The 11712-nt window shown below is 69.1% G+C and carries 11 protein-coding genes; 4 read left to right on the plus strand and 7 right to left on the minus strand.

The genetic code is table 11. The annotated features are described in order from the left end of the window. Positions 1-237 precede the first annotated feature (237 nt). On the plus strand, positions 238-1500 hold the full coding sequence (locus tag MJ785_RS08410; protein WP_239310189.1) for a helix-turn-helix transcriptional regulator: 1263 nt from the start codon (positions 238-240) through the stop codon (positions 1498-1500). After that, positions 1497-2060 carry a GNAT family N-acetyltransferase gene (locus MJ785_RS08415; RefSeq protein WP_239348227.1) on the plus strand — a complete coding sequence of 188 codons (564 nt, stop codon included), beginning with the start codon at positions 1497-1499 and terminating at the stop codon, positions 2058-2060. Before MJ785_RS08410 ends, MJ785_RS08415 begins: the two co-directional genes overlap by 4 nt. Positions 2061-2115: 55 nt before the next feature. On the opposite strand, the gene MJ785_RS08420 is transcribed toward MJ785_RS08415, so the two are convergent. From MJ785_RS08420 to MJ785_RS08445, 6 genes are all read right to left on the minus strand, one after another. Continuing rightward, on the minus strand, positions 2116-2868 hold the full coding sequence (locus tag MJ785_RS08420; protein WP_239310191.1) for a type III pantothenate kinase: 753 nt from the start codon (positions 2866-2868) through the stop codon (positions 2116-2118). Beyond that, complete coding sequence (nadC, locus tag MJ785_RS08425) at positions 2868-3965, minus strand: carboxylating nicotinate-nucleotide diphosphorylase (protein WP_239380337.1); 1098 nt, start codon at positions 3963-3965, stop codon at positions 2868-2870. The genes MJ785_RS08420 and nadC overlap by 1 nt, the downstream gene beginning before the upstream one ends. Beyond that, complete coding sequence (locus MJ785_RS08430; protein ID WP_239310193.1) at positions 3965-5743, minus strand: L-aspartate oxidase; 1779 nt, start codon at positions 5741-5743, stop codon at positions 3965-3967. Before MJ785_RS08430 ends, nadC begins: the two co-directional genes overlap by 1 nt. Next, positions 5740-6243, minus strand: coding sequence for an aspartate 1-decarboxylase (gene panD / locus MJ785_RS08435; protein WP_239310194.1), 504 nt, complete (start codon positions 6241-6243; stop codon positions 5740-5742). Before panD ends, MJ785_RS08430 begins: the two co-directional genes overlap by 4 nt. 2 nt (positions 6244-6245) lie before the next feature. Then, positions 6246-7145: a pantoate--beta-alanine ligase gene (panC, locus tag MJ785_RS08440; RefSeq protein ID WP_239310195.1), complete on the minus strand. Its 900-nt coding sequence runs from the start codon at positions 7143-7145 to the stop codon at positions 6246-6248. Between the two features lie 408 nt (positions 7146-7553). After that, a complete protein-coding gene (locus MJ785_RS08445) occupies positions 7554-8465 on the minus strand; it encodes a phosphoribosylaminoimidazolesuccinocarboxamide synthase (RefSeq protein WP_239348224.1) in 912 nt (303 codons plus the stop codon). A 446-nt stretch (positions 8466-8911) separates the two neighbouring features. On the opposite strand from MJ785_RS08445, the gene MJ785_RS08450 reads away from it, so the two are divergent. Together MJ785_RS08450 and purB are read left to right on the plus strand one after the other, a co-directional pair. Further along, complete coding sequence (locus MJ785_RS08450) at positions 8912-9493, plus strand: hypothetical protein (protein WP_239380338.1); 582 nt, start codon at positions 8912-8914, stop codon at positions 9491-9493. 104 nt (positions 9494-9597) lie between these two features. After that, the gene (gene purB, locus MJ785_RS08455) at positions 9598-11040 is read left to right on the plus strand and encodes an adenylosuccinate lyase (RefSeq protein WP_370651591.1); all 1443 of its coding nucleotides are present in this window, start codon (positions 9598-9600) and stop codon (positions 11038-11040) included. Positions 11041-11136: 96 nt separating this feature from the next. Here the strand turns inward: purB and purE are convergent, their stop codons facing one another. Further along, positions 11137-11658 carry a 5-(carboxyamino)imidazole ribonucleotide mutase gene (gene purE / locus MJ785_RS08460; RefSeq protein WP_239380339.1) on the minus strand — a complete coding sequence of 174 codons (522 nt, stop codon included), beginning with the start codon at positions 11656-11658 and terminating at the stop codon, positions 11137-11139. Positions 11659-11712 lie beyond the last annotated feature (54 nt).

The raw sequence follows: 11712 nt of genomic DNA on the forward strand, positions 1-11712 counted from the left end.
AGGCCCGTACCGACGGGTGAGGCCCGCAGGCGCAGGCGGTCTGCCGTCGCTCATGATCCCCCATGTGCGTATCGGCTAGGTGGTCAGCTGGTTATCGTGCTGACACGGTACATTTCATGACGGTGCGTGACGGGTGGCTAGTTGTGATCGCGTGAGACGCCGTTGACGCACGCCTCACGCCTCACGCCTCACGCATGCCTCACGCACGTGTCGTCATGCTGGGCAGGAGGGGCACGGGTGGACGATCAGGCTGCGGTCGCGCATCTTGCGGGGCGTATCCGCGCGTTACGCCTCGAAGCGGGCATGCACAGTCTGGCCGAGCTCGCTCGGCGTACCAACCTGGACCGGGCTGGGATCAGTCGGGCCGAAGCTGGCCGGTTTCTGCCGTCCGATGTGGTTGTGGAGGCTATCGACACCGCGGTGGGTGCCGGTGGAGAGTTGGTGCAGCTCCGTGCGCGGATCTACCGGGCGCGACACGGCATCGGCGAACCGCAGGAGGTGAGTTCCACGGACCGGCGGCAGATGTTGGGGGCAGGCGCGTTCACCATGCTGTCCGCGCTTGCTGCGGACACCTCCCGGGAGATCGCGCGCGGCGACCCTGATCCGCTGACGCTCGTGGACATTGATGACGACATCGACCGCATCGCCGCGGTCTACGCCGTCACCCCGCACGCCGTGCTTCTTCCCCAGGTTGAACGGCGCTGGCTTCAGGTTGACGCCGCGCTGAAGGGCCGGAGCAGCCTGGCCGTACATCGCCAGTTGAGTCTGGCGGCCGGAAGGCTGTCCTACTTCGCTTCCCGGCTAGCGTTCAACTTCGGTGACTTCGCCATGGCTCGGCATCTCGCCGTGCTCGCCGGACAGTACGCCGAGCAGACGCAGGACACGGTGTTGCTCGCGTCGGTTGCCGGGATGCACTCGTCGATCGCCTACTACCGGAAGCGGTATGAGGCGGCCGTGGCTGTCTTCGACGGGTGCCCGTCTGATCCGCCGTACCTGCGTGCCCGGAACGCAGCGTACCGGGCACGCGCCCACGGACGCCTCGGCAACGCGGCGGCGGCCCGGGCCGAACTGGCGCTGATGCACCGCTCCCTGGCTGATGGACCGCAGCGGCTGGGGGACCTCCCGCTCGGGGAGGCGGCTGCGGGCATGTTCACGGCCGGCACTCTCGCGTCGATCGGGCACGGCCAGGAGGCGGAGCCATGGGCGCGGCAGTCCGTAGCCGCGCATGAAGCCGCCGGGCCGCGAGCGAACCGGGAGGAGTGGGGACATGCTCTGCTCACCCTGTCCGCAGCGTTGATCTCCCGGGAACGCCCAGAGCCGGAAGAGGCTGCCCGGGTCGGTATCCAGGTCCTGGACGTCGTCGATGGCCATCCCACCCACACCGTGACCCACCGCGCCGGGGAGATGCTGACCATGCTGGCCGACCATCGCGCGCTACCTGCGGTCAGAGACTTCCGTGACCGGCTCGCTGCCGCACCACGGGCGGAGCTGACGGCGTGAGCGGCCCGCTCGGCAAGCCGACCGTCATCGTCGTACCCACCGTGGTCACCGACCGGCTGATCCTGCGCTGCTGGCGGGCGGGTGATATCGACCCGTACGCGGCGATGAACGCCGACGAGGAGACTATGCGCCACCTCAACGGCACCTTCGACCGGGACGCTACAGAGCGGCTGATCAGCCATCTGATCGGTATGTGGGTGCTGCTCGGCCATGGCATGTGGGCCATCGAGGATAAGGGCACCGGCGAATTCCTCGGTCGGGCCGGGCTCTACTTCGGTCCAGGATGGCCCGGGGTCGAGGTCGCCGTGTCGATCCGCCGGGACCGCTGGGGGGAAGGACTCGGTATGGAAGCATGCCGTGCCGCGATCGCCTGGGGGTTCGCCACCCTTGCCGTGGGCGAGATCGTCACCTTCACGAACCGGGACAACGCCGGGATGAACGCGATCGCCCGGAAGCTCGGGATGACCTTCCAAGGTGAGGCGTCCGCCATCGGCCCATGGCGGGACAACAACGTTTACGCCATCACCCGGCAGACGTGGGAGGCCCGTACCAGCGGGTGAGGTCCGCAGGCGCTGGCGGTCTGGCGGGGTCCTGGCCTGAGGGCCGAAAACCCGTCTACGTGTTCTTGGCGAAGACCAGGCGCAGCCCGATAAGGGTGAGATGCGGTTCGTGATACGCCAGCGTCTCGCTTTCAGCAATGATCAACGAGGCGAGCCCGCCGGTCGCGATAACCACGGGCGCTGTGTCCAGCTCGTTGATGATGCGCCGTACCAGGCCGTCCACCTGCCCGACCACACCATAGATCATTCCTGACTGCAGCGCCTCCACCGTACTTTTCCCGATCACTGACCGCGGCGGTGTGAGCTCGACCTTCCGTAGCTGCGCGGCCCGCGACGCAAGCGCGTCAAGGGCGATCTCGATGCCGGGAGCGAGGGCGCCACCGAGGAACTCACCCCGGCTGGAGACGACATCCAGATTCGTGGACGTCCCGAAGTCGACAACGATCGCCGGCCCCCCGTACAGGTGGTGTGCGGCGAGGGTGTTCATGATGCGGTCGGCGCCGGCTTCCTTGGGGTTGTCGATGAGGATCGGCACTCCGGTGCGGGTGCCGGGCTCTACCACGACCGCGGGGATCCCGTCAAACGTCCGTACCAGCATGCGGCGGATCTCTCGTAACGCCGCCGGCACCGTGGAGCAGACCGATACCCCGTTGACGTTGTAGCCCCGCAGCAGCCCGCGGAACAGCAGTGACAGTTCGTCCGCCGTGGCGTGCGGGTCGGTACGTATCCGCCAGGAATCGATGAGCTCGTCGTTGTCGAAGACGCCTAGAACGGTGTTGGTGTTGCCGATGTCGATCGCGAGCAGCATCAGTCCGTCTCCGTCTCCGTGGCGCGACCGGGCTGGCCACCAGAATCCGGGCTCGGTTCAAGACTCAGATCGAGACCGAGATCCAGCGCGGGTGCGGAGTGGGTCAGCGCGCCCACCGCCAGGAAGTCGACACCGGTCTCGGCGACCGCCCGCGCGACCCGTAGCGTCAGCCCTCCGCTGGCCTCCACCCGCACCCCGGCTGGGTGCGCGATCGCGACCGATTCACGTAACTCCTCCGGGGCCATGTTGTCGCAGAGAATCAGATCCGCACCAGCTGCCACAGCCTCGATTACCTGGGCCGGTGTGTCGCATTCCACCTCGATCGGCAGACCGGGGAAACGGGTGCGCACGGCGGTGAAGGCCGCCAGCACTCCGCCCGCGGCGATCAGATGGTTGTCCTTCACGAGCGCGGCGTCCGCCAGCGACATCCGGTGGTTGACCCCGCCGCCGCAACGTACCGCGTACTTCTCCAGAGCACGTAGCCCTGGCAGGGTCTTGCGGGTGTCGCGGATCAATGCGCCGGTGCCGTTGACCGCGTCTACCCAGCGGCGGGTCGCGGTCGCGATCCCGGACAGGTGACATATCAGGTTCAGCGCGCTGCGCTCCGCGGTGAGCAGCGCGAGTACCGGGCCGGCCACGGTCAGGACGGTGTCACCGGGGTTCACCCGGTCGCCGTCCGAAAAAATGATCTTTGTGTTCAGCTCCCCGACAGGCTCGGCGACAGACCGCGGCGCCTGCTCGGCATCAGCCGTGTCATACCGTAGCCCGTACTCTTCGGCCAGAACCAGCTCGAACACCGCGGCCGCCACTGAGAGGCCGGCGACGATCCCGGGCGCACGTGAGACGATCGCGGCCCGGCCGTGCAGCCCCGGCGTCACGGTCGCGACCGACGTCGCGTCCACCGGTCCCGCCGGGCCGTCGGCAAGATCTTCAACAAGGGCCCGGCGGACGAGCCCGATGACCGCTTCCGGGTCGAGACCGGCGGCTAGCAGCCTGCCCCGGGTTGCCGCTGACAGTGGTGACACGCTCGGCGACGGCTCGCCGCCGGCCGGCGTGGGCAGCGACGCTGGGGGTGGCAGCGGCGGTGATGGCGGCATCAGGCGGCGTCCGACGCCCGCCCCGTGGCGGCGCTCGCGTCCGGGACGCGCGGGCCACCCGCGGCGTTTGACATATCCGAAATATCCAACGCCTCGTATGTCACTGATAGCTCACCCTCCGCATCCAGGCGGGTGAGGATGTGGCCACGCCACGCACCATCATCGGTGTCGGGGAAATCCTCCCGCCAGTGGGAGCCTCGCGTCTCGTGACGCATCGCCGCGGCAGCGACCAGCACGGTGGCGACCGTCCGCAGATTCGTCGTCTCCCAGGCGTCCGGCCCGGCTGTGACCGTGTTCCCGCCAGCCCGTGGCATCCCGAGGGCGGTGAGCGTTCTGGCGCTCCTGCGCAGGCTGTCCGCGCTGCGCAGCACCCCCGCGCCGTCGGCCATCGCCCGGGCCAGGCTGGCGCGGGTTGCGGGGCCGGTAAGCCCGGCCGAGCCGCGTCCCACCACCGGGTCCTCGGGCCGCGCCGGTGCCGGCAGCCCCCGGGCGAGGTCGGTGGCGATCCGGGCGGCGAAAACCAGCCCTTCCAGCAGGCTGTTGGAGGCCAGCCGGTTCGCGCCGTGCACGCCTGTGCACGCGACCTCGCCGCAGGCATAGAGACCGGGGACGCTGGTGCGGCCCCAACTGTCCGTCCGGACACCACCGCTGGCATAGTGCGCGGCCGGAGCGACCGGAATCGGGGCGCTGACCGGGTCCACCCCGGCGGCCCGGCAGCGGGCGGTGATCGTCGGGAAGCGGCGCAGCAGCGTGGAGCCGCCCAGCCCGCGGGCGTCCAGGTAGAGATGATCGACGCCCTGGGCCGCCATGACGCGCGACATCTGTTTCGCCACGACGTCGCGTGGGGCGAGATCCATCAGCGGGTGGACACCTGCCATGACAGCGGTGCCGGCGGCGTCCACCAGCCGGGCGCCCTCGCCGCGCATGGCCTCGCTGACCAGGGGCTGCTGGCCGGGCACGAGGTCGCCTCGGTTGTGGGCCGTACCGGCGGCGCCGGGTCCGGCCAGCCACAGCGCGGTCGGGTGGAACTGGACGAACTCCAGGTCGGTGACGATTGCCCCGGCCCGCAGGGCCAGCGCCACGCCGTCCCCCGTCGAGACCGGCGGATTCGTGGTCGAAGCGAATACCTGTCCCATCCCGCCGGTCGCGAGGATCACCGCGCGGGCGGTTACGGCGCCCACGCCGTCTGCCGTCCCCTCACCGAGGACGTGCAGGGTCACTCCGGCGGCGTTGCCGTCCGCGTCCAACAGCAGGTCGAGGACGAGCGCGTGTTCGATCACCTCGACACCCGGGTCCGCGCGCAGCGCCGCGATCAGTGCCCGCTCGACCTCCAGGCCGGTGGCGTCCCCGCCGGCGTGCACAACTCGGTTGCGCAGGTGGCCGCCTTCCCGGGTCAACGCGAACCCACCGGTGGAGCTGTCGCGGTCGAACGCGGCACCGAGGTCGGCGAGCTCCCGAACCCGGGCCGGGCCTTCGGTGACCAGGATCCGGACGGCATCGACGTCACACAGCCCGACTCCGGCGACCAGGGTGTCAGTCAGGTGATCGTCGGGGGAGTCCTCAGGAGCGAGCGCCGCGGCAATGCCGCCCTGTGCCCACCTGGTCGAGCCCTCGTCGAGGCGCGCCTTGGTGACCAGTAGCACCCGACCGCCGGGCACGGCCGTGCGGGCGTGCAGCACGGCGGTCAGCCCGGCGATCCCGGACCCGATCACGACGATGTCGGTTTCGCGGGTCCACCCCGGCCGGGGCGCGCCGAGCCGGCATGGCAGGACCGTCACGTACGGATCCGGTGGTTGGCCGATGCCTGGCCGGCTGACGCCAGCCGTCCCGCCGGCTGGATCGCGGCGCTCTGGGCGGCGTGCTGGCCGACGATGTCCCCGCGCAGGCTCGACGGGTCGTCCGGGATTGCCTGCGCCGGGTCGTCCCCGTGGGCGACGACCCGGTTGGCGGCATCCACGAAGAGCACCCGTGGAGCGAACCGGCGGGCGTCCGTATCGGTCATGACCGCGTACGACAATATGATCACCAGATCGCCGGGATGGACGAGCCTGGCCGCGGCGCCGTTGATCCCGATGACCCCGCTGCCCCGCGGGCCGGCGATCGCATAGGTCTCCAGCCGGGCACCGTTGTCGATGTCAACGATTGTGACCTGCTCGCCGGGGAGCAGATCCGCATCCTCCAGCAGGCCGGCATCAATCGTTACCGAGCCAACATAGTGCAGGTCGGCCTGAGTGACCGTGGCTCGATGGATCTTTGATTTGAGCATGGTCCGGAACACGGTCAGCCGGCCTCCTCGGGCAGCGTGAGCTCAATGTTGTCGATCAGTCGGGTGGTGCCGACACGAGCCGCCACCAGCAGCAGCGCCTGGCCGGTGCGTACCGGTGTCAGGTCGTCGGGACTGGCGAGAGTGAGGTAGTCAACGTCAATGCCGGGTTCGGACGCAAGGACGTTCCCGGCGGCCTCGAGCACCACGTCAGCGCCTTCGTCCGCGACGCTCACCCCCACGGCCAGCGCCCGCGACAGCGCGAGTGCGGCCTGGTGCTGATGGGTCGTCAGGTAGGCGTTGCGGCTGGACAGGGCCAGCCCATCCGGTGCCCGGACGGTTGACACCCCGACGACTTCGGTCGGGAAGGCGAGGTCTCGCACCATACGGCGGACAAGGACGAGCTGCTGGGCGTCCTTCTTGCCGAAGAAGGCCAGCTGCGGGCGGGTGAGGTGCAGCAGTGTCGCGACGATTGTGAGAACACCGTCGAAATGACCGGGACGGCTCGCGCCTTCCAGCAGATCGCCGAGTGGGCCGGCGCAGACCCGGACCGCCGGTGGGGCCTCGTGCACGATCGCCGGCGCGAAGATTATGTCCACTCCCTCGCGGGCGCATATTTCCAGGTCGGCGTCGAGCGTCCGGGGGTAGCGCGAGAGATCCTCCCGCGGGCCGAACTGGAGCGGGTTGACAAAGATCGTTACGATCAGTTGATCGGCGCGTGCGCGAGCGGCCCGGATCAGTTCGCTGTGCCCGGCGTGCAATGCCCCCATCGTCATTACGACCGCACGCGTTTGGTTGGGCACTAAAGGTAATGAATGCAGCAGTCCCTCAAGATCTGCTCGGCTGTGTGCCAGCGCGGGCTCTCCGCCGCCGGAGGGTCGGGGGCGCGCCGAAGTCGTGGTTCCAGCTTTGGCCATCAGTGTCGTTCCAGTCCTCGTGGGGGTACCGGACGTCGGCGGTCAGCGTAACGCGCCCGCAATCGCCCGCGCTCAACTGTTGCCCACCGCACATCGCACTCATGTCCATCTTCATGCCGGGGCGAACAGAAAGAGCTTCTATAAGAAGATCAACTAATGGCGACGGCAGTGGCCCGGCCTTGGCTTGTCCCGGCCTGACGGACATCCGCCCGCAGTTGACCGGAAGCCCGGAAAACACGGACACGGACACGGACACGACACGAGCACGGGCACGAGCACGGACACGGGCGGCTGGCCGCGACAGTGAAAGAACCGGCGCTGGCCGCGCACCGGGTCCGGTACGGACAGACGAGCATCCGGCGTGACCACGCGGCCGAACCCACCGGCACCGGACCACCGCGCGTCAGCCTATGCCGCGGCGATGTAGTCGGCGAAGGACATACCTGTCAGGCGTTCGTACGCCTCCACATAACGGGCGCGGGTGGCCTCGACGATCTGGTCGGGAAGTTCGGGGCCGGGCGCGGAGCGGTCCCAGCCACTGGAGATCAGATAGTCACGGACGAACTGCTTGTCGAAGGACGGCTGGGGGCGGCCGGGCTGCCACTTGTCGACCGGCCAGAATCTGGACGAGTCCGGGGTCAGCACCTCGTCGGCCAGCCGTAGCACGTTGTCGGTGTCATGACCGAACTCGAACTTGGTATCGGCGAGAATGATGCCGCGCTCGGCAGCGAGGCCGGTGGCGCGTTCGAAGATTGCCAACGTGAGTCTCTCCACCTCGGCGGCGAGCTGGGTGCCGACGCGGGCGGCCGCGTCCGCCCGGCTGATGTTCTCGTCGTGCTCGCCGACCGGGGCTTTCGTCGACGGTGTGTAGATCGGTGCCGGCAGCCTGCTGCCGTCGAGGAGCGCGGCCGGCAGGGCGTGGCCGCTGACCGCGCCGGTGCGCTGGTAGTCGTTGAGTCCGCTGCCGGTCAGGTATCCGCGGGCCACGCACTCGATCGGCACCATGGACAGCCGCCGGCACAGCATCGACCGGCCGCGTAGCTGTTCGGCATAGGGCGACAGCTCATCGGGGTACTCGTCCACGTTCGCGCTGATCACATGGGACGGCACGATGTCGGCGAGCTGGTCGAACCACCATAGGGACAGCCCGGTGAGAACGGCGCCCTTGTCGGGGATGTCAGTCGGCAGCACGACGTCGAAGGCGGAGATCCGGTCGCTGGCGACAAGCAGGACCGCATCGTCGCCGACAGCGAATATTTCCCGTACCTTGCCGGATCCGAGGTGGGTGAGCCCGGCGAACTCCTCGTGCGTCAGCGGCATACCCAGACCGTATCGAGCCCCGCCGGTCGTATCGAGCGCCGGTAGGCAATCGCGGGCAGCGGGCAGCGGGCAGCGGGCAGCCGGCAGCGGGCGGCACAGGTGGTACGGGTGGCGGCGGTGCGGCCAGGCCGCGGCGTGCTCCGATGCACATGTCCCGACGTGCGGATTCGCTGTCCGCGTCCGACGATGTAACGGTAAGAGCGCCCGAGGATAGGGCGTTCGATCAGTGAGCGGCTCATCCGCGCCCGATCCGGCAAGGCGGCGGAGGAAGGCGCCCTGGTGCTGGGCGCCGACTGACGACAACGCGGCCGGGCGGGACGCGGGGAGCCGCGAGCCGGACAGTCCTGTCCTCGGGCGCTCTAAGTCAACGACCTTGGCGGGCCAGGCACGGGCTGGGTAAGGCCAGCCGGCGCCGCTGGCTCCCGGGCGTTGTCGTAAGGGGGATCGTGACGGAGCGACAATCGCCGCTGCCATCCGCGGACGCCCACACCGAGGTGGCTGGGCCGGCTGTCGCTGCCGGGGTGTCGGCGTGGCGTCGGGGTGTCGTCCGGTGGCTGATCCTGCCGACCGGCGACCCCGCAAACGCCATCTACGGGACGATTCTCGTCGCGGCCGTCGTCGCGGCCGAGGATCCGCAGCAGACCCAGAGCTACGAGATCGCGCTGACGGTCGCCGTGACCGTCGTTGTCTTCTGGCTCGCGCACGGCTACGCGCGCGTCATCAGCAGCCGGCTCAGTACGGGCGCGGGACTGTCGCTGGGTGAGGTCCGCGCGGCACTGGCTGAGCACTGGCCGATCGTGCAGGCGGCCGTGCCGCCGATGGCGGTGCTGGCCATCGCCGCCGGGGAGGGTGCCACGGTGGAGGGCGCCCAGCAGGCGGCCTTGTGGACGTCGGTGGTCCTGCTCGGGATCTGGAGCACGGTGGCCGGCCGGGCCTCTCAGCTGGTTGGCTGGCGCCTGGTGTGCTATGCGGGCAGCAGCGCGGTGCTCGGTTTCCTAATGATCATCTTGGAGGTCCTCATCCACTGACTGACCGTACGAATCCTGACCATGCGGACCTTGAAAGATCCGGTTGCTCAGAGATCCGGCGGCGGGGATCCGGCGCTGGGGATCCGGGCCCGGAGTGGGGCACGATGGCCTGTATGGCGACCGAGTATGTGATCCCTGACGTCCTGGCGACCCGCTATGCCTCGGCTGAGCTGACCGACCTGTGGTCACCGGCGAACAAGGTTGTCCAGGAACGCAGGTTGTGGCTGGCGGTGTTGCGCGCCCAGCGGGACCTGGGCCTCGACGTCCCCGCGGGGGTGATCGAAGACTATGAGCGGGTGCTCCCCGAGGTCGATCTCGATTCGATCGCGCGGCGGGAGCGGATCCGCCGGCATGACGTCAAGGCCCGGATCGAGGAGTTCAACGCTCTTGCCGGCCATGAGCACATACACAAGGGCATGACATCGCGGGATCTTACCGAGAACGTCGAACAGCTCCAGGTACGCGGCTCGTTGTTGGTGATCCAGAGACGCATGGTCGCGGCGCTGGCCCGCCTCGGGCGCTTGGCCGCCGAATACGACACACTGGTGCTGACCGGCCGCAGCCACAACGTCCCCGCGCAGGCCACCACGCTCGGCAAACGCTTCGCGTCGGCCGGGCAGGAGCTGCTCGTCGCCTTCGAGCGGGTCGAGGAGCTGCTCGCCCGCTATCCGCTGCGTGGGATGAAGGGCCCGGTCGGGACCGGGCAGGACATGCTCGACCTGCTTGCCGCGGATCCGGCGAAACTTGCCGAGCTGGAGCGGCGGATCGCGGATTTCCTCGGCTTCGGACGGGTGCTGGTCAACGTCGGGCAGGTCTACCCGCGGTCGCTCGACTTCGACGTCCTCAGCGCGTTGGCACAGGCGGTGGCGGCGCCAGCGAGTCTCGCGGTGACCATCCGGCTGATGGCCGGCCATGAACTGGTTACCGAGGGTTTCGCCGCCGGCCAGGTGGGCTCGTCGGCGATGCCGCACAAGATGAACACGCGTTCGTGCGAGCGAGTCAGTGGCCTGGCTGTGGTGCTGCGCGGGTTCACGGCCATGACCGGTGAGCTTGCCGGGAACCAGTGGAACGAGGGGGATGTGTCCTGTTCGGTCGTGCGCAGGGTGGCTCTTCCAGGCGCCTTCTTCGCCGCGGACGGGCTCTACGAGACGTTCCTCACCGTCCTCGACGACTTCGGGGCCTACCCGGCGGTGATCGCCCGGGAGCTGGACCGCAACCTGCCGTTCCTGGCCACGACCAAGGTCCTGATGGCGGCGGTGCGCCGTGGGGCCGGGCGGGAGACCGCCCACGAGGTCATCCGTGAGCATGCGGTCGCGGTCGCCCTCGCGATGCGGGAGAAGGGAGCTGACCACAACGATTTGATGAAGCGGCTCGCCAGCGACGAGCGGCTGGGGCTGGATGCCGCCGAGCTGTCGTCGGTGCTGGCCGAGCCGCTTGCCTTCACGGGCGCGGCCCAGGCGCAGGTCGCGGACTTCCATACCCGTGTTGACGACGTAGTACGTCGCTACCCCGACGCCGCGGGGTACTTTCCCGCGCCCATCCTGTGACCCGTCCCAGCGGGCTGTTCGGTGCTGTTCAGCGGGGCTGAACAGCGGCTGTCCAGTGTTGATCAGTGTTGATCAGTCCGGTTGCCCGCCATGCGGTCAGCTGCTGGGGGGCAGCATCTCCGCGAGGCCCGCGGCGGCGGCCTTCTCGAAGTCGTCCTTGAACGCGGTGAGCAGGAGGTGTAGGTCCGGGTCGCTCAGCGCGAGGATCTGGGCAGCCAGCACGGCCGCGTTCGTGGAGTTGTTCAGCCCGACCGTGGCAACGGGGACGCCGGGCGGCATCTGCGCAATGGCGAGCAGGGCGTCCATACCGTCCAGCGCCCCACCCGAGATCGGGACGCCGATCACGGGCAGCGTCGTGAGCGCGGCGACCGCGCCGGGCAGGGCGGCGGCGAGGCCGGCACCGGCGATGGCGACCGCGATCCCGCGGGCCCGCAGCTCACCCACGTACCGGGCGAGGGCGTGGGGGGCGCGATGAGCTGACAGGGAGACCTGCTCGTAGGGGACTCCGAAACGTTCTAGCGTCGCGCCTGCCTTGCTCATCGTCTGCGCGTCGGAGGGAGAGCCATACACGATGGCCACCTTGGGCGGCAACGCGGTGGAGATGGTCTGGTCGGCCATGTTCATACCTGCTCGTTCACTCACTTTCTCGGTGTGCCCCTACCCGTAGCCAAC

The sequence above is a fragment of the Protofrankia sp. CiT1 genome, from assembly GCF_917627335.1.
In the GTDB taxonomy this organism is placed as follows: Bacteria; Actinomycetota; Actinomycetes; order Frankiales; family Frankiaceae; genus Protofrankia.

What these genes read in the sequence shown, in the direction of transcription:
- MJ785_RS08420 (WP_239310191.1), bottom strand. Translation starts at nt 2,868, where the DNA reads ATGCTGCTCGCGATCGACATCGGCAACACCAACACCGTTCTAGGCGTC.
- nadC (WP_239380337.1), bottom strand. Translation starts at nt 3,965, where the DNA reads ATGCCGCCATCACCGCCGCTGCCACCCCCAGCGTCGCTGCCCACGCCG.
- panC (WP_239310195.1), bottom strand. Translation starts at nt 7,145, where the DNA reads ATGGCCAAAGCTGGAACCACGACTTCGGCGCGCCCCCGACCCTCCGGC.
- MJ785_RS08445 (WP_239348224.1), bottom strand. Translation starts at nt 8,465, where the DNA reads ATGCCGCTGACGCACGAGGAGTTCGCCGGGCTCACCCACCTCGGATCC.
- purB (WP_370651591.1), top strand. Translation starts at nt 9,598, where the DNA reads ATGGCCTGTATGGCGACCGAGTATGTGATCCCTGACGTCCTGGCGACC.
- purE (WP_239380339.1), bottom strand. Translation starts at nt 11,658, where the DNA reads ATGGCCGACCAGACCATCTCCACCGCGTTGCCGCCCAAGGTGGCCATC.